We start from the raw sequence: 17,745 nt of genomic DNA, 5'->3' as shown, positions 1-17,745 counted from the left end.
ATCTTCATGCCATCGTTTGATATTGTTTCTGAAATCGATACGGTTGAACTACGTAACGCCGTTGATAATGCTAACCGTGAATTGTCTACTCGTTTCGATTTCCGCAACGTAAATGCGAGCTTTGAGCTAGTAGAAGAAAACGTAAAAATGTCTGCGGAAGGTGACTTCCAACTTAAGCAAATGCGCGACATTTTACGCGGCCACTTAGCGAAGCGTAACATTGACGCGAACGCAATGGATGCACAAGACCCAGACGTTACTGGTAAAAACTGGCACCAAACTCTGCTTTTCCGCCAAGGTATTGATACTCCAACGGCGAAAAAAGTAGTGAAACTTATCAAAGACGCAAAGTTAAAAGTACAAGCTTCTATTCAAGGCGACAAAGTACGTGTTACCGGTAAGAAACGCGACGACCTGCAAGCGACAATGGCAGCGATTCGTGAAGCAGAGATGGATATCCCATTCCAGTTTAACAACTTCCGTGATTAATCAATCTGAGAAGTAAATAAAAACGCCAGCGCATAATCCGCTGGCGTTTTTTATTGGCTTTAGTGTAACGAACTACGTATCTACTTTTAGCATTTGGCATTGCTAGATAACTAAGTCCTGCCCTTGCAGCAATACGAATTCGCTCGTTCCTTGTGGTATGAACACGCAAATTCGAAGCTTTTCAGCTTTAGCCTTGGCCAGCATATCCGAAAGCTCAGCAGCGCTCGAGAAAGCTTCTCTTTCTGCATCTCTTCGTATTAGTTCTAACACATTCGCTTCACATCGAGTTGAGTACAGAGCCAGCTCCGCTTGTTGCATATAGCGTACGGCTTTTATTGGCAACATCTCAACATCTTTCCCAACATGAACCCAAGTACAACTTCCCTTTTCATCTAAGGGTGTTGCCATGGTCGCTTGGTAAATTGCTTCTAACTCACGATTATCTCGCGCGTTTTCCACCTCGGGATTCGAGAAGAATTGCTCCCAAAACTTGCGGCGTAAATCGACACTAGGCAGCGCCTCTTTAATTGAGTTTCGCTTTGAGTTAGCAAAATCCGCCATCAACCCCATGTTTTGTGGCAGTATCGATTCAAGTTTTTCACGGATGTTTCGAATTAAAACTGGCGAAGCTCCACCACTAGAGATAGCGATTTGGATGCGGCCACGATTAATCATAGACGGCGTGATGAAATCACAATAAGGCTTATCATCCACAACGTTAACCAAGATGCCTAGCTCTTTGGCATCTTTGTACACTTGGTGATTTAGCTCAGGATTGTCTGTCGTCGCCCACACTTGAACAAAGCTTTTAGTGACAATGTCACTCGAATAGAAACGTTGTACCCAGCGTAGTTGATGCTCAGAAGCAAGCTTAGACAGAAAATCAACCAACGTCGGAGAAACGATAGTCACATCCGCCCCAGCCTTTAGCAACGCTTCCACCTTTCGGCTTGCCACCTCACCGCCACCCACGACGAGAACGGGTTTATTAATTAAATCTAAGAACAGAGGAAAATATCGCATTTCAATCCATGATTACTCTAATTAGCTGTTGTAGACCATGCTACCAAAAATGGGGCAAGCTCATCACCCTGTTTCGGCATCACAAATAATTTTTGTTTGAATTTTTACTGAACTTCACCTTGCTCAGCTAATGACAGTTTTAATAACAACTTTTTATTCTTTTGTATTGTTCACTCTTCTATTGATTGTTCTGATGCACCAAATTGTCCATGAATTGCACTATTTACAAACAATTAACATTTCGTCATTCTAAATCTCAAGGCACTTTGTAAGTTCTCTCAAAACTTCATTTAAATTATATATTTGAGAATTAACAGATCCTTTCCTACGCTTATAACTGGTTGATCTATCGAATGCCGTTTCTTCGAAAATCAATCACGTAGGACGATAACTCTAACGAATTGGACACGTTATTTCAGGTCACTCCTGATTAAACATGGATCATACAGGAAGGATACAAATGGCAAATAAACTCACAGTTCTTGCTTCCGTCGTAGCGGCTTCTACTGCGATGATGGCAACATCAGCTCAAGCAGCAGACACTACTCTGGACAAAGTCACAAAACAAGGCTTTCTTACTTGTGGCGTAAGTACCGGTCTACCTGGTTTCTCTAACCCTAACTCAAAAGGCGAATGGGAAGGTATCGACGTAGAATATTGCCAAGCACTGGCTGCAGCCGTTCTTGGGGATAAAACGAAAGTTAAATATGTACCCCTAACCGCAAAAGAACGTTTCACTGCGCTTCAATCTGGTGAGATTGATGTGCTTTCCCGTAACACGACCTGGACTCTCCACCGTGACACTGCACTGGGCCTAAACTTCGTAGGTGTGAACTACTACGACGGTCAAGGTTTTATGGTGAAGAAGGAACTTGGTATCTCAAGTGCTAAAGAGCTTGATGGTGCGTCGGTATGTGTTCAATCAGGTACAACAACCGAGCTAAACCTTGCAGATTATTTCCGCAACCAAGGCATGGCGTACAAACCAGTGGTATTCGACACAGCTGCGCAAACTTCGAAAGGTTTTGATGCGGGACGCTGTGACGTATTAACAACTGACCAATCTGGCCTTTATGCACTGCGTTTGAATTTGAAAGATCCGTCCTCTGCGGCCGTTCTTCCAGAAATCATCTCTAAAGAGCCACTAGGTCCAGTCGTTCGTCAAGGCGATGATCAATGGTTTAACATCGCTAAGTGGACATTGTCTGCGATGATTAACGCTGAAGAATACGGTATTAGTTCGAAGAATGCGGATGAAATGCTGAAGTCAACAGATCCAAACATCAAGCGTATCCTCGGTGTTGATGGCCCTAAAGGCAAAGGGTTGGGTATCCGCGACGATTGGGGCTACCAGGTTATCAAACAAGTTGGTAACTATGGTGAAAGCTTCGAACGTACAGTCGGTACTGGTTCGCCGTTAGAAATCTCTCGTGGCGTTAATGCGCTATGGAATGCAGGCGGCTTTATGTACGCGCCACCAATCCGATAGAAAGAGTTAATCAGGGCGGTTCATGCCGCCCTTTTTCTTGATTATATCTCACTGTATGAGTAAGGATCGCTCATTGGATGGCTAAAAGCGCTCGCTTGGTGGAACGGCTTTAAAGGTTCGTATGTCACCAGACATGAGAGCGTTATTCTTTAGCCAGCAAGGACGAAACTTCGTTATACAGGCCGATATCTATAACTAAGGTTTGAGGTTATCGCTGTATGAAACCGACACAAGATGCATCGCCAAGTACGATGTCCAAACCAAGCGGAAGCAAGAGCCTGATTTATAATCCTGCCTTTCGTTCTGCTATTTTCCAGATCATTGCCATTGCTGCACTGGTATTTTTCTTTTACACGATTGTAAACAACGCTCTCAATAACTTAGATGCTCGTGGTATTGCAACGGGCTTCGGTTTTCTGAATCAAGAAGCCGGGTTTGGTATTGGGTTAACATTAATTGAATACGATGAAACGTACTCTTACGGTAGAACATTTATCATCGGCCTTCTTAATACGGCGTTAGTCTCCGTATTAGGTATTATTCTGGCTACTGTGATTGGCTTTACCATGGGGGTTGCCCGCCTTTCTTCTAACTGGTTAGTTAGTCGTTTAGCGGCAGTTTATATCGAAACTTTCCGAAATATCCCCCTTCTTCTGCAAATATTCTTCTGGTATTTCGCTGTTCTTCAAGCATTACCCTCACCACGCCAAAGCTTAAGTCTTGGTGAAGCTATTTTCCTGAACGTTCGTGGCTTATATTTCCCTGCACCGACTATGGAACCCGGCAGTAGCTACGTTATTGCCGCGTTAATCTTCGGGGTAATCGCAAGCTTATTAATTAATGTATGGGCGAATAATAAGCAACGTCTCACCGGGCAACAAACCCCAATGGGAAGAATAGTTTTGGGTTTAGTTGTTGGCCTTCCATTGGTTGTGTACTTCCTTGCTGGTATGCCAATTTCACTGAATTATCCTGAACTAAAAGGGTTTAACTTCCGAGGTGGTATTAGCATTATTCCTGAATTGGCTGCGCTACTTTTGGCATTGAGTGTTTATACAGCTTCTTTCATTGCTGAGATTGTGCGCTCTGGTATTAATGCGGTTAGCCATGGTCAAACCGAAGCAGCGATGTCGCTAGGCTTACCACGCTCGAAAACTTTAAAGCTTGTTGTCATTCCTCAAGCGTTACGAATTATTATTCCACCTTTAACCAGTCAATATCTCAACCTCACCAAAAACTCATCGTTAGCGATGGCGATTGGTTACCCAGATCTTGTCTCTGTGTTTGCTGGTACTACCCTGAACCAAACGGGACAAGCGATTGAGATCATTGCGATGACGATGGGCGTGTACTTGACATTAAGTCTGATTACGTCTGCATTAATGAACTTGTATAACCGTAAAGTCGCGCTGGTGGAGAGATAATATGAGTACTCATCAATTTCAACCGGATCTCCCACCACCCGCCAATACTGTAGGCTTCGTTGGTTGGATGCGGAAAAATCTATTTAATGGCCCTATCAATTCCATTGTTACTGTCATTCTTGCGTATATTGTCGTAACTGCAATATGGTATATCGTGGATTGGGCGTTTATTAACGCAGACTGGATTGGCTCAACGCGTGACGACTGTAGCCGAGATGGTGCTTGCTGGGTATTTATCAGCGTGCGCTGGGAGCAGTTCATGTATGGTTTTTATCCAGAGTCCGAACTATGGCGCCCTCGCCTGTTCTATATCACATTAGCCATATTTACTGTTTTACTCGCGTATGAGAAGACACCGAAACGGATGTGGATTTGGCTTTTCTTCGTAAACATCTACCCATTCATCATCGCTGGACTTTTATACGGTGGTGTCTTTGGACTAGAAGTGGTCGATACACACAAGTGGGGTGGACTACTCGTTACGCTCATTATTGCGTTAGTTGGTATCGTAGTTTCATTGCCAATTGGTGTGGTGCTTGCGCTTGGTAGACGTTCAGAGATGCCGATCATTCGCAGCATTTGTACCGTCTACATTGAAGTTTGGCGTGGCGTTCCTCTGATTACGGTTTTGTTCATGGCTTCGGTTATGCTTCCATTGTTTATGTCTGAAGGCTCAGAGACAGATAAACTGATTCGCGCCCTTATAGGTGTGGTTATGTTTGCCTCCGCTTACATGGCAGAAGTGGTACGCGGTGGTCTACAAGCCATTCCGAAAGGTCAATATGAAGCCGCTGATGCGCTTGGGTTAAGTTACTGGAAAAAGACTGGGCTGATTATCTTGCCACAGGCGCTAAAGATTACTATTCCTTCTATCGTGAACACCTTCATCGGTTTGTTTAAAGACACCAGTTTGGTACTCATCATTGGCATGTTTGACGTACTCGGTATAGGGCAAGCAGCAAACACCGACCCTGAATGGTTAGGTTTTGCTACAGAAAGTTATGTATTTGTCGCGTTAGTGTTTTGGGTATTTTGTTTTGGCATGTCGCGCTATTCGATATGGCTTGAAAACAAACTTCATACCGGTCACAAACGATAACTCATCAAGATCAAGGACGTATTATGACGCAACAACAAGACTACATGATCCAATTGAAGGACATGAATAAATGGTATGGTGAGTTTCACGTACTAAAAAATATTAACCTCGACGTTAAGCGCGGCGAGAAAATCGTTATCTGTGGCCCATCTGGGTCGGGAAAATCAACGATGATTCGCTGTATTAACCGCCTTGAAGAACACCAAGCAGGCAGCATTTACGTCTCTGGTACGGAATTAACTGAAGACTTAAAGAACATTGAAGCAGTACGCCGAGAAGTGGGCATGTGCTTTCAACACTTTAATCTCTTCCCTCATTTAACCGTACTGGAAAACTGTACGCTCGCGCCTATCTGGGTGAAGAAGATGCCAAAAGATGAGGCAGAAGCAGTTGCGATGAAATATCTGGAACGTGTAAAAATTCCAGACCAAGCGGAGAAGTATCCCGGTCAGCTGTCTGGTGGCCAGCAACAACGTGTGGCGATTGCTCGCTCTTTGTGTATGAACCCTAAAGTCATGCTTTTTGATGAGCCAACATCTGCACTCGACCCGGAAATGGTTCGCGAAGTACTGGATGTAATGGTCGAACTCGCCGAGGAAGGCATGACTATGCTTTGTGTGACACATGAAATGGGCTTTGCTAAAGAGGTTGCCGATCGCGTGATATTCATGGACGCAGGAGAGATCATCGAAGAAAACAACCCGGTCGACTTCTTTGAGAATCCTCAATCGGATAGGACCCAAAACTTCCTAGCGCAAATCTTACACCACTAAGATTTAGCCGAATCGACATAAAAAAGCACTGGTTTCTATGAAGTCAGTGCTTTTTGTTACTAAATTCAAAAATCTGTGTAAGAATCAACATAGCTATGCTAGGCAGTAATATTGTGTTACAAGTTGCCAAATACATAACATCTTATTTCTATTATTATTTTATCTAAGTTACGTATGGTTAGGGCTTGATTTTTTGAACTTTCAATCCCATAAATGTACTTAAAAGAAAGTCTCTTATCGAGGAAGATTATGAACAGTCCAATGTTTACCCGCACTTCAACTCAAGAAAGTGCTCTACAAACGAACAAAGTATTGCGCAATACTTACGCTCTACTTTCAATGACACTTTTATGGTCGGCAGTCGTTGCTGGCGTTGCAATGGCATTTAACCTTCCACATCCAGGTATCATCCTAATGCTGGTTGGTTTCTACGGCCTATTATTCTTAACAGAAAAAAACCGTAACAACAGTCTTGGCCTTGTGTTTACGTTCCTATTTACTGGCTTCTTAGGTTACACCGTTGGCCCTATTCTAAACATGTACATCGGTGCCGGCATGGGCGATATCGTATTAACCGCACTCGGTGGTACGGCACTATCTTTCATGGCAGCATCGGCATACGCACTAACAACGAAACGTGACCTATCGATGATGGGTGGCTTAATGCTATCACTATTTGTTGTGCTGGTTGTGGGCATGATTGCAAGCTTCTTTATTCAATCAACACTTTTACACTTGGCGTTGAGCAGCTTGTTTATCATTTTCTCTACTATGGCGATCCTGATGACAACACAAAGCATTATTCGTGGCGGTGAAACAAACTATATCTCTGCGACAGTAACTTTGTATGTATCAATCTACAACATCTTCATCAGCCTACTAAGCATTCTAGGCATCATGAACGACGATTAATCGTTTCTCGTTAAGTAGAATCAAAAAGCCCGAAGGTAATTCCTTCGGGCTTTTTCTTTGTGTGCAATTCAGTGTATTACGCCTGCTCTACTGACAACTCGATAACTTCGTCAGCTTCTGGATTTTCTCTAAAGCGTCTCACTTTGATCGTTTCCTCTCCTAACATGATTTGCTTGGCGATTCGGTGCATACCGTCAAAAACACGATAGTCACTGGTTAAGATTACCGGATACGACAAATCAGCATTGTTGATTCGTTGGCAATGTTTTGCAATTTCACGGCAGGTTGGCTGTGGCCCTTCATGACTAAACCAAGTCACTTCATTTGGGCCTTTGATATCATCAATCGAAATTTCTTCTACAGGTAAGGATTCTGCAAGTTGCCAAATACGCTCGATGGACCAAGTGGATTTTACATTGTCATTAATCTCAATGTAACGTTGTTTCGACATGACTAACTCCTTGTCATCATTGTTGTTTCTAACCTGAATACAGGCTTTCATTAATCCAATGAGAATATCGGTCTATGAAAACAAACACAACGTTTAAGCTATTCATTCACCCATAAAATCCCATAATCAGACAAGTAGCCAAGAAAAAACCAAAACAAAAACGAATAAGCCTGGGTATCCATGCAATTTCGTTGGTACTCACCCCGTAAAATTTCTAACAAACTGAATAGTTTCCTATTTATTTGAATAAAAGAGCATTTATATCAAAGTGCCTAGCTCTGTCAAAAAGCACTCACCATTTTGTACGCTTTTGATTCGCTCGATACGACTTCGAGATTCTTTTGTTGAGAACATTCTCGGCTGTCGCTAATCTATAAACATCCATGTTTACTTAACGGATAAAACGTTATGTTCGTTTACAACGGCAAAGAAATTGAAACGGATGCTCAAGGCTACTTATTGGATCATACTCAATGGGAAGAAGGTATGATTGAGCTTTTAGCAAAAGAAGAAGACATCGAGCTTACGGATGCTCATTTGGAAGTTGTGCATTTTGTGCGAGACTTTTATGAAGAGTTTAATACCTCCCCTGCAGTGCGTATGCTTGTGAAAGCGATGGAAAAAGCGCACGGCCCGGAAAAAGGTAACAGTAAGTATCTATTCAAGCTGTTTAAAAAGGGACCAGCCAAACAAGCAACCAAATTAGCCGGCCTACCAAAGCCAGCTAAATGCTTGTAGATTCATAAAATTTTAAAACCGCGTAACGGCTTATACGACGCAGGCTCCTGCATCACATGCTCTACTGTTGCCGTTCGCGGTCCTTCTTGTAACCATTCCGAAAACGCAACTATTTGCGCGTCTGTTCCACACGCCATCACTTCAACATCACCATTGTTTAGGTTCTTCGCATAACCTGTTAACCCTAGCTTCAATCCTTGATGGGAAGTATGGTAACGAAAGCCGACGCCTTGAACGTGACCTTTTACTATAAATCTCTCACACTTTACGTTCATCTTTGTACCGCTTCTTTTTACTGAGTGATATATTCTTTGCGTCTATTCACCCCACTAAGGATAGTGGGTTTTTGCACGGTTATTATAATTATGAAAGAAATTCCATTCCGCTGGATTGATAAGTATCTCATTCACTTAAAGATTCAAGAAAAGTTCTATTTGCTCTTCGTTCTCCCTCTTCTTGCTTTAGTCATTCTCACTCTCGTCCTTAATAGCGCGGCTAATACACTGATCTCAAGTATGTACCAAGAAGAGCTCATGCTTATGAAAGGTCTGATAGAGGCAGGCAACCTTTCTCAATCTCAAGTAGCAAGCCTCATCGCTGGTTCAGAAACCGTTTCTATTGGCTCTGGTTCGCAATCCGTGTCTGTTTTAAATGGTACGTACAGTTTGGTTGCGAACCATGAACTTTCTTTATGGGCTGCCCTATCAACGACTCAAGTAAGCATTATCTGTGTGAGCTTGTTTATTCTCGCTCTTGGCGTTTACTACATCATGACGTTTATTGGCGGCGCGATGTTCACGATGAACAAAGCATTAAACACTCTTGCGGGTGGCGACTTAACTGCGAGAATGAACTTCTTCCCTGTTCGCGACGAGTTTAGTGAAATTGCTATTACGATAGACAAAGTTGCAGAACGAGAGCAACAAATGGTGCTGTCGATTCAAGAGTCTGTGGCGTTAATGCAACAAATTAGCTCAGACCTGAATCAATCGATTCATCACAGTTCAGATATTTCAGCGACTCAGCAGGAACACCTCAACTCTCTTGCGAGTGCAACTGAACAGATGGCATCAACGATTCGAGAAGTCGCGACACTAGCTCACGATTCAAGCACGCAAACCGATGATGCGCGAAACGTGGCTCAGTCTGGACAAGTGAAAGTTGAGAATACGCTTCACTCGATTTCGAACCTTTCTAATGAGATTCAATCTGCGTCTCAAGCCGTTGCCGAGTTAGATGCCAATGCAGCACAAATTGATGAAGTCGTGACAACCATCAATGGGATCTCCGAGCAAACCAACCTACTTGCTCTGAACGCGGCTATTGAAGCTGCACGTGCTGGAGAACAAGGTCGTGGATTTGCGGTCGTTGCGGATGAGGTTCGCGCTCTTGCGGGACGCACTCAGCAAGCGACAGTTGAAATCCAAACGATGATTGAATCGTTACAGCGTAACAGTCAGTCACTTACTAAGCTGATGGAAGTGACAGTTAATAACGCAAATGAGGGACAAAACCTCATGACGGAAGTGAATCACGAAATCGGCTCTTTGGCAGATAAAAATCAAACTATCTCCGACAGTAGCATTCAAATTGCAACAGCAGCTGAAGAGCAAGGTGTAGTCGCGGACAATATCGCCTCAAGCGTTGAAGAAATTCGAGTTCAAGCAGATAACGTGTGCAATATGATAAGCACGACTTCACAAAACGTAGATCAACTGCGTAAGCAAAGCGACACAATGGAAGCACTACTTACTGGACTTAAAGCATAGCAACGGAATCTATTACAGCAAATTCAATAAAAGGGTCACTTTAGTGACCTTTTTTGTATTTAAAAGTCACTACAATGTACTGGATTGCCGAGGGATATTGCTTTTACCATTTACATCCCGGACAATACGCCCCTTTCAAAATTCAACAAGAGCTAATGAAATGACAGCTGCTATCTATTTGGTTAAAGGTCGTGAGAAATCGGTCAAGCGCAAGCACCCTTGGATCTTCTCTCGAGGCATCAACAAAGTTGAGGGCGAACCTGCTCTTGGCGAAACGGTTGATGTATTCACTCACGACGGTAAATGGCTAGCTAAGGCGGCATATTCGCCAGCTTCACAAATTCGTGCTCGTATTTGGAGTTTTGATAAAGAAGAAATCGACACCGCGTTTTTCGTTAAACGACTTAAAGACGCACAACTTCTTCGTGAAGACATTATCAAACGTGATGGCCTTACGGGTTATCGCCTTATCGCAGCAGAGTCTGACGGCTTACCTGGCGTTACGATCGACCGTTACCAAAATTTCTTTGTGTGCCAACTTCTCAGTGCTGGCGCAGAACACAATAAGCAGGCTATTGTTGACGCTCTGGTTGAGTGCTTCCCTGATTGTAATGTGTACGAGCGCTCTGACGTGGCCGTTCGTAAAAAAGAAGGTTTAAAAGAGATCACGGGCGTCTTGCACGGCGAAGAGCCACCTAAATCAGTCGTCATCGAAGAAAATGGCGTAAAGATTAGTGTAGATATCGTTGGCGGACACAAAACAGGTTTCTACCTAGATCAACGTGATAGTCGCCAGCAAGCGATGAAATATATGAAAGGCAAAGAAGTTCTTAACTGCTTCTCTTACACAGGTGGCTTCGGACTTTACGCTCTAAAAGGTGATGCAAAGCGTGTGATTAACGCTGACGTGTCGCAACCTGCTTTAGATACCGCAAAATTCAACGCAGAACTAAACGAGTTTGATATTTCGAAGAAGCGTGCCGTGTTCCTAAATGCAGACGTGTTTAAGCTACTTCGTGAGTATCGTGATCAAGGAACTCAGTTCGATGTGGTTATTATGGACCCACCGAAGTTCGCAGAGAGCAAAGCACAACTAAACGGCGCATGTCGTGGTTACAAAGACATCAACATGCTTGCAATGCAAATTCTAAAACCGGGCGGCACGCTACTGACCTACTCGTGCTCTGGCTTGATGGATCAAGTTCTGTTCCAGAAAATCATCGCTGATGCAGCCGTAGACGCTAACCGCCAAGTAAAGTTTGTGGAGCGCTTTGAACAAGCCGCTGACCACCCAACCGATACAGCATATCCAGAAGGTTTCTACTTAAAAGGTTTTGCATGTAAAGTGCTTTAGGCTACGAATAAGTAAGACAAAGCAGAAGAAAAGGGCCTACTGGCCCTTTTTCATTATGGCTCTAAGTTAACCTTAGTTAGTGCGGATAACACATCTCTCTCAAAGTCCGCATTTCCCACGATTAAATCACTAAACTCTGTCGCCCCGTTTTCTATTACGATAGTTTGAATTGAGTTTCCATCGTTATGGGTTATTTCTAGAGATAAGTCATCGCCATCAATGTTCAAGTCAATACTATTGAGAAGTTCTTCTATCGTATTGTGCCCTGCATCTTCAACGACTTCACTCAGATCTAAGGTGTCCAAATCTCTCTCAAAACCTCTAATTAGATCTGTTCCTGTATCCAAGGAGTCGTTGACCCATTTAAAGACATCTGCCTCGTTATCATTACCGATCAAGATGTCATGACTTACGTCCACTTCAGCTTCAATAATATTTGCAGAGCCATTACTTGAAGCATTTACTCCTCCGTTTTCATCAATAACGAATTGCAGGGTGTTCTCACTTTGATCACCATCGTTATCCGTCAATACATAATCGAAGTCTAACGTTTCAACTGTATCACCCACCGCACCATAAAATGCATACGCACCATCGTTTAAGTCGATTTCCAGAGTATGTTTGCTGTCGATATAGATAGTAAGCTGCATCGTTGTGTCGTCAAATGCATGCGAAATACCATCGTTATTGTCAGTTACTATTAGGTCTGTACCATCAAACGAATAAGTGACACCGTCATGTTCTATTTCGCTAATATAACCACCATCTGCCCCAATACCTGTATCTGGAGAAGTGGTATACATCAAGTTCCCCCCAACAGGTTGAATCACTGACTGCAACATAACCGGAGGTAATTGAGTTACGTCAGGAACCACAACACCATCAAGGTCTTGATTCAAAAAGCCATCATATGCTACGCGATCTAATTGCTCCGGCATAAGATTAACGCCCATACCATACGCTAGGGCTGTTATCTGATTATCAGGATCGGTTAGGTGATCAATCCAACTCTGCTCGCGAGCGTCGTTTATAAATGATGACGCAGGGTTTGGCTGACCATCTGACAAGAAGTAACTAACATTCGACGCACTGGTTAACTTACCTACATCATCCCATGACTGTTTTGCTTCATTTAGCGCGTTGTTATAGTTAGTCGCGCCACCCGCAGTTAGCGTCTCAATATACGCTTTGGCCTCCTCGACCGTCAGCCACGTCGCAGCACCTATAGCGTAAGTGGATGCTGTACTGCTATAAGTAATAATTTGAACTCGCGTTTGACCGATAGACTCATATTGATTCAATAACTGAGTTGCCGAATCTTTCATTATCTGCAAGCGATTATCCGTTCGCATAGAACCCGAGACATCCATTATGAGCTGAACGTTGGCACTTTCTTTAGTTTCTGCAACTACATCGTGAATAATAGATGCAGAATCTGGTGAGTCATCTTCCACAATAACGTTGACCGTTGTTGAGTTAGTGAGACCACGAGCATTCGAGACAAGCACAGGCACCTCAATATTTAAGGTGTCTTCTCCAGATGGGTTGGAGTGATCAATCGGACCAAGAAGCTCCGTAGATACCACTCCAGTATCATTGACTGATATTTTGATAACCTCTTCACCGTTCGCTGAACCGATAAGCATTTGGTCGTTATTTGATAACGTCCACGTTACAGAGATCCCGTTACTAGTAAGAGCTGTAGATGGTTCACTGAGCGTAACAGAATCAACGGTTTGACCCAGCGTCAATTGTTCTACATCAGTACTCGAGTCAGTTGTGTCATCAAAGCCGTTTAGAGCAGAGTCATCAGCAATGGCGTTGCTTAAGCCTTCCTCAGAAACGTTTAGTGTTACACCTTCTACAATTGGTGGGGCGTAAGGGTTGACAGAAAAGTACCCCGTTTTACTGTCACCATCATTATCAGTAATCGTGTAGTTAAAATCGATATCCCCATCGCCATAAGGTGAGGTCAGGGGCAAGTATTGGAAGAACTCCCACTTTCCAGTGCTAGGTGTAAGTTGAACTTCGAATGCAAGCTCTCCATCAGCCTCTGCAATCAGCCTATTAGAGTTTTGTGGATCGACGTATATCAACACGTCTTTACCATCTAGAGTCTCTAAACCAGCCTCACCTCCATTTAAGACTATAGAACCAGGGCCATCAGCTCCATATACAGCACCGAGGTTCCCATCCGCACTAGCAATTGGCACGCCAGAGTACGCACCTGTAAAGGTTATTGATTTAACGGTAAAGTCACTGTTGTCTTCAGTATCCGGGCCATTGCCATTACTGGTTGCCTCGAGGATGATTTTATCAAAGCCTCCCTGTTGAACATTGAAATTTGCCGCGTAATCACCACTGCTTGCGTCAGAGCTGAACGATTGCTGAGCAATTAATACACCATCTCTATAAAAAGATGCGATTCCTTTCTCAAGTTCACCACCAAACATTTTCTCAAATTCTATTTCTGCTCCGTAAGCAACTTTATTGCCTAAGTCTATGATTAACTGCTCTGATACACCCTCATTACCCGCGAATCGATAATCGACTTCGTTTTCTAATTGGAAGCCATTGTTACCAGAACTTTTAACGCCAATCCCTTCTGATGATTGATTGATTTCAGCTGTTCCCAGCATCACAGATTCGTCAGACACAAAACCGTTTGCAGTCACAACAACGTCCCCAAATGTTCGACTGGTTGCATCTGCCTCACTTCCTGCAAAATCTATGCGCCCTGTCAGAACGTTAGGTGCACCAGTAAGCGACACGTCGACGGGTTGAACAACCACAGGCACGTATGGGCAATCATCTTCAACGGCCACATTTAAGCTTTGAGATGTTGTTGTTTGTCCATCACTTACAGAAATCTGTAAATCAAAGTTGATGATGTCTTCCACATCATTAACAGGATGATCAAGTGGCTCAAACAGAGTAATAGTATAGTCCCAAGAGCCTTGACCTGAAGCTGAAGGCTCGCTCAGCACAACAGTAGCAACAACGCTCAGGTGAGCAGTTTTCGCAGTCAGCGTTTGAGTACTGTTGTCCCACGTCCACGATATAGGCTCCCCTCCTGATGTTAGGTTGTTAGGGCCTGCCAATACCACTGAAACATTCGCCGTGTCTGGATCGGCAACTGTGAATGTTCCTGAGAAACTTGCGGAGTTAGTAGTGTCTGAAGGTGATCCTGTATTATCAGGGATACCATTAGCTAAACCTTCTTCCGAAACAACTGCATTCACAACATTTGAAATAGAAGGAGGAGCATCATTATCAATAATCGTTGCCGTACCGGTATCGCTGCCTTGCACCGCCCCAATGCCGGTCACCGTCACACTGAAATCTTCAGGGCCTTCATAAACGGCGTCATCAATGGAAGCGATACGCACATCAAACTCAGTTTGCCCAGCAGGAACGGTCACAATGCCATCGTTTGTCACTGTCACCCAACCACTTCCGGTGTTGTATTCTAAGGTACCTAAGTCTCCAACTTCGGTGTCACCCAAGTTGAGGCCTAGCTCGACTTGTACTGTAGACTCGGAGGCATTCGATAGCGTCACTTTGAAGTTCGCAGTCTCACCCTCATTAATGGTGCCAGCATCTGAAATAGTCACGCTTGGACGGTCATCATCCGGATCAGGGCCCGGACCCGTGCCGTCGTCCACGATCGTCGCCGTACCCGTATCGCTGCCTTGCACCGCCCCAATGCCAGTCACCGTCACGCTGAAATCTTCAGGGCCTTCATAAACAGCGTCATCAATGGAAGCGATGCGCACATCAAACTCAGTTTGCCCTGCTGGCACCGTCACCACGCCATCGTTTGGCACTGCAACCCAACCGGAGCCTGTGTTGTATTCTAAGGTGCCTAAGTCACCGACTTCGGTATCGCCGAGATTAAGACCCAACTCTACTTGCGTTTCCGCTTCAGAGGCGTTCGATAGCGTCACTTTGAAGTTCGCTGTCTCACCCTCATTGATGGTGCCAGCGTCTGAAATAGTCACATTCGGGCGGTCATCATCCGGATCAGGACCTGGACCACTGCCGTCATCCACAATCGTCGCCGTACCTGTATCGCTGCCTTGCACTGCGCCAATGCCAGTCACCGTGACACTGAAATCTTCTGGACCTTCATAAACAGCATCATCAATAGAAGCGATGCGCACATCAAACTCAGTTTGCCCAGCTGGCACCGTTACTACGCCATCGTTTGGCACTGCAACCCAACCGGAGCCTGTGTTGTATTCTAAGGTACCTAAGTCACCGGTTTCGGTGTCACCTAAGTTCAGGCCTAGCTCGACCTGAACATTGGACTCGGAGGCGTTCGACAGCGTCACTTTGAAATTGGCTGTATCCCCCTCATTGATGGTGCCAGCATCGGTAATAGTCACGCTTGGACGGTCATCATCCGGATCAGGTCCTGGACCCGTACCGTCATCCACTATCGTTGCCGTCCCCGTATCGCTGCCTTGCACTGCGCCAATGCCAGTCACCGTCACACTGAAATCTTCAGGGCCTTCGTACACCGCGTCATCAATGGAAGCAATGCGCACATCAAACTCGGTTTGCCCCGCTGGCACCGTTACTACGCCATCGTTTGGTACGGTCACCCAACCGCTTCCGGTGTTGTATTCTAAGGTGCCTAAGTCACCGACTTCGGTATCGCCGAGATTAAGACCCAACTCTACTTGCGTTTCCGCTTCAGAGGCGTTCGATAGCGTCACTTTGAAGTTCGCTGTATCACCCTCATTAATGGTGCCAGCATCTGAAATAGTCACGCTTGGACGGTCATCATCCGGATCAGGTCCTGGACCCGTGCCGTCATCCACTATCGTTGCCGTACCGGTATCGCTACCTTGCACCGCCCCAATGCCAGTCACCGTCACGCTGAAATCTTCTGGGCCTTCGTACACCGCGTCATCAATGGAAGCAATACGCACATCAAATTCGGTTTGCCCCGCTGGCACCGTTACCACGCCATCGTTTGGCACTGCAACCCAACCGGAGCCTGTGTTGTATTCTAAGGTGCCTAAGTCACCGACTTCGGTATCGCCGAGATTAAGACCCAACTCTACTTGCGTTTCCGCTTCAGAGGCGTTCGATAGCGTCACTTTGAAGTTCGCTGTATCACCCTCATTAATGGTGCCAGCATCTGAAATAGTCACGCTTGGACGGTCATCATCCGGATCAGGTCCTGGACCCGTGCCGTCATCCACTATCGTTGCCGTACCGGTATCGCTACCTTGCACCGCCCCAATGCCAGTCACCGTCACGCTGAAATCTTCTGGGCCTTCGTACACCGCGTCATCAATGGAAGCAATACGCACATCAAACTCAGTTTGCCCTGCTGGCACCGTTACTACGCCATCGTTTGGCACTGCAACCCAACCGGAGCCTGTGTTGTATTCAAAGGTACCTAAGTCACCGGCTTCGGTATCGCCCAAGTTCAGGCCTAGCTCGACTTGAACAGTGGACTCGGAGGCATTCGACAGCGTCACTTTGAAGTTCGCTGTCTCACCCTCATTAATCGTACCAGCGTCTGAAATAGTCACGCTTGGACGGTCATCATCCGGATCAGGGCCCGGACCACTGCCGTCGTCCACGATCGTCGCCGTCCCCGTATCGCTGCCTTGCACTGCACCAATGCCAGTCACTGTCACACTGAAATCTTCAGGACCTTCATAAACGGCGTCATCAATGGAAGCGATACGCACATCAAACTCGGTTTGCCCCGCTGGCACCGTTACTACGCCATCGTTTGGCACTGCAACCCAACCGGAGCCTGTGTTGTATTCCAAGGTACCTAAGTCACCGGCTTCGGTATCGCCCAAGTTCAGGCCTAGCTCGACTTGAACAGTGGACTCGGAGGCATTCGACAACGTCACTTTGAAGTTAGCTGTCTCACCCTCATTGATGGTGCCAGCATCTGAAATAGTCACATTCGGGCGGTCATCATCCGGATCGGGGCCTGGCCCAGTGCCATCGTCCACGATCGTCGCCGTCCCCGTATCGCTGCCTTGTACTGCGCCAATGCCGGTTACTGTCACACTGAAATCTTCTGGGCCTTCGTACACCGCATCATCAATGGAAGCGATACGCACATCAAACTCAGTTTGCCCCGCTGGCACCGTTACTACGCCATCGTTTGGTACTGCAACCCAACCGCTTCCCGTGTTGTATTCTAGGGTGCCCAAATCTCCAACTTCGGTATCGCCGAGATTAAGACC

General features: G+C 45.3%; 13 protein-coding genes. 9 read left to right on the top strand and 4 right to left on the bottom strand.

Features of this window, described 5'->3' with window-relative positions; translation table 11 throughout:
• Nucleotides 1–6 precede the first annotated feature (6 nt).
• On the top strand, nucleotides 7–489 hold the full coding sequence (locus tag R7P36_RS00065; RefSeq protein WP_213899372.1) for a YajQ family cyclic di-GMP-binding protein: 483 nt from the start codon (nucleotides 7–9) through the stop codon (nucleotides 487–489).
• A 102-nt stretch (nucleotides 490–591) separates the two neighbouring features.
• Here R7P36_RS00065 and R7P36_RS00060 read toward each other — a convergent pair whose 3' ends face one another.
• Complete coding sequence (locus tag R7P36_RS00060) at nucleotides 592–1,512, bottom strand: bifunctional precorrin-2 dehydrogenase/sirohydrochlorin ferrochelatase (RefSeq protein WP_005390199.1); 921 nt, start codon at nucleotides 1,510–1,512, stop codon at nucleotides 592–594.
• Nucleotides 1,513–1,972: 460 nt separating this feature from the next.
• Between R7P36_RS00060 and R7P36_RS00055 the strand changes: the two genes are divergently transcribed.
• The 5 genes from R7P36_RS00055 to R7P36_RS00035 all read left to right on the top strand — a co-directional run bounded on the left by R7P36_RS00055 (nucleotide 1,973) and on the right by R7P36_RS00035 (nucleotide 7,209).
• Entirely contained in the window at nucleotides 1,973–3,001 is a 1,029-nt protein-coding gene (locus tag R7P36_RS00055; protein ID WP_005377403.1) for an amino acid ABC transporter substrate-binding protein, read from the top strand.
• 218 nt (nucleotides 3,002–3,219) lie between these two features.
• Nucleotides 3,220–4,425, top strand: a complete 1,206-nt coding sequence (locus tag R7P36_RS00050; protein ID WP_005377402.1) for an amino acid ABC transporter permease — start codon at nucleotides 3,220–3,222, stop codon at nucleotides 4,423–4,425.
• Nucleotide 4,426: 1 nt separating this feature from the next.
• A complete protein-coding gene (locus tag R7P36_RS00045; protein ID WP_005389988.1) occupies nucleotides 4,427–5,524 on the top strand; it encodes an amino acid ABC transporter permease in 1,098 nt (365 codons plus the stop codon).
• Nucleotides 5,525–5,547: 23 nt separating this feature from the next.
• Complete coding sequence (locus R7P36_RS00040) at nucleotides 5,548–6,297, top strand: amino acid ABC transporter ATP-binding protein (protein WP_005377400.1); 750 nt, start codon at nucleotides 5,548–5,550, stop codon at nucleotides 6,295–6,297.
• Between the two features lie 249 nt (nucleotides 6,298–6,546).
• Complete coding sequence (locus tag R7P36_RS00035; RefSeq protein ID WP_025766607.1) at nucleotides 6,547–7,209, top strand: Bax inhibitor-1/YccA family protein; 663 nt, start codon at nucleotides 6,547–6,549, stop codon at nucleotides 7,207–7,209.
• A gap of 76 nt (nucleotides 7,210–7,285) precedes the next feature.
• Here R7P36_RS00035 and R7P36_RS00030 read toward each other — a convergent pair whose 3' ends face one another.
• The gene (locus R7P36_RS00030) at nucleotides 7,286–7,660 is read right to left on the bottom strand and encodes a chromosome partitioning protein ParB (protein WP_005377398.1); all 375 of its coding nucleotides are present in this window, start codon (nucleotides 7,658–7,660) and stop codon (nucleotides 7,286–7,288) included.
• 408 nt (nucleotides 7,661–8,068) lie between these two features.
• Here R7P36_RS00030 and R7P36_RS00025 point away from each other — a divergent pair, with 408 nt between their 5' ends.
• Entirely contained in the window at nucleotides 8,069–8,398 is a 330-nt protein-coding gene (locus R7P36_RS00025; protein WP_005377396.1) for a TusE/DsrC/DsvC family sulfur relay protein, read from the top strand.
• Nucleotides 8,399–8,400: 2 nt separating this feature from the next.
• Here R7P36_RS00025 and yccX read toward each other — a convergent pair whose 3' ends face one another.
• The gene (gene yccX, locus R7P36_RS00020; protein ID WP_017634611.1) at nucleotides 8,401–8,673 is read right to left on the bottom strand and encodes an acylphosphatase; all 273 of its coding nucleotides are present in this window, start codon (nucleotides 8,671–8,673) and stop codon (nucleotides 8,401–8,403) included.
• Between the two features lie 90 nt (nucleotides 8,674–8,763).
• On the opposite strand from yccX, the gene R7P36_RS00015 reads away from it, so the two are divergent.
• Both R7P36_RS00015 and R7P36_RS00010 read left to right on the top strand, forming a co-directional pair.
• Entirely contained in the window at nucleotides 8,764–10,167 is a 1,404-nt protein-coding gene (locus R7P36_RS00015; RefSeq protein ID WP_025766604.1) for a methyl-accepting chemotaxis protein, read from the top strand.
• A 160-nt stretch (nucleotides 10,168–10,327) separates the two neighbouring features.
• Entirely contained in the window at nucleotides 10,328–11,521 is a 1,194-nt protein-coding gene (locus tag R7P36_RS00010; RefSeq protein WP_042523010.1) for a class I SAM-dependent methyltransferase, read from the top strand.
• Nucleotides 11,522–11,574: 53 nt separating this feature from the next.
• Here R7P36_RS00010 and R7P36_RS00005 read toward each other — a convergent pair.
• Nucleotides 11,575–17,745, bottom strand: a 6,171-nt coding sequence (locus tag R7P36_RS00005; protein ID WP_318121942.1) for a Calx-beta domain-containing protein, incomplete at its 5' end; no start/stop codon positions are given.

It is taken from the genome of Vibrio sp. 397 (assembly GCF_033339395.1).
GTDB classification, from domain to species: domain Bacteria; phylum Pseudomonadota; class Gammaproteobacteria; order Enterobacterales; family Vibrionaceae; genus Vibrio; species Vibrio alginolyticus.
This window is presented reverse-complemented; position numbering and strand designations above follow the sequence as displayed.

What these genes read in the sequence shown, in the direction of transcription:
- R7P36_RS00065 (WP_213899372.1), top strand. Translation starts at nt 7, where the DNA reads ATGCCATCGTTTGATATTGTTTCTGAAATCGATACGGTTGAACTACGT.
- R7P36_RS00025 (WP_005377396.1), top strand. Translation starts at nt 8,069, where the DNA reads ATGTTCGTTTACAACGGCAAAGAAATTGAAACGGATGCTCAAGGCTAC.
- R7P36_RS00045 (WP_005389988.1), top strand. Translation starts at nt 4,427, where the DNA reads ATGAGTACTCATCAATTTCAACCGGATCTCCCACCACCCGCCAATACT.
- yccX (WP_017634611.1), bottom strand. Translation starts at nt 8,673, where the DNA reads ATGAACGTAAAGTGTGAGAGATTTATAGTAAAAGGTCACGTTCAAGGC.
- R7P36_RS00040 (WP_005377400.1), top strand. Translation starts at nt 5,548, where the DNA reads ATGACGCAACAACAAGACTACATGATCCAATTGAAGGACATGAATAAA.
- R7P36_RS00010 (WP_042523010.1), top strand. Translation starts at nt 10,328, where the DNA reads ATGACAGCTGCTATCTATTTGGTTAAAGGTCGTGAGAAATCGGTCAAG.
- R7P36_RS00035 (WP_025766607.1), top strand. Translation starts at nt 6,547, where the DNA reads ATGAACAGTCCAATGTTTACCCGCACTTCAACTCAAGAAAGTGCTCTA.
- R7P36_RS00015 (WP_025766604.1), top strand. Translation starts at nt 8,764, where the DNA reads ATGAAAGAAATTCCATTCCGCTGGATTGATAAGTATCTCATTCACTTA.
- R7P36_RS00050 (WP_005377402.1), top strand. Translation starts at nt 3,220, where the DNA reads ATGAAACCGACACAAGATGCATCGCCAAGTACGATGTCCAAACCAAGC.
- R7P36_RS00055 (WP_005377403.1), top strand. Translation starts at nt 1,973, where the DNA reads ATGGCAAATAAACTCACAGTTCTTGCTTCCGTCGTAGCGGCTTCTACT.
- R7P36_RS00030 (WP_005377398.1), bottom strand. Translation starts at nt 7,660, where the DNA reads ATGTCGAAACAACGTTACATTGAGATTAATGACAATGTAAAATCCACT.
- R7P36_RS00060 (WP_005390199.1), bottom strand. Translation starts at nt 1,512, where the DNA reads ATGCGATATTTTCCTCTGTTCTTAGATTTAATTAATAAACCCGTTCTC.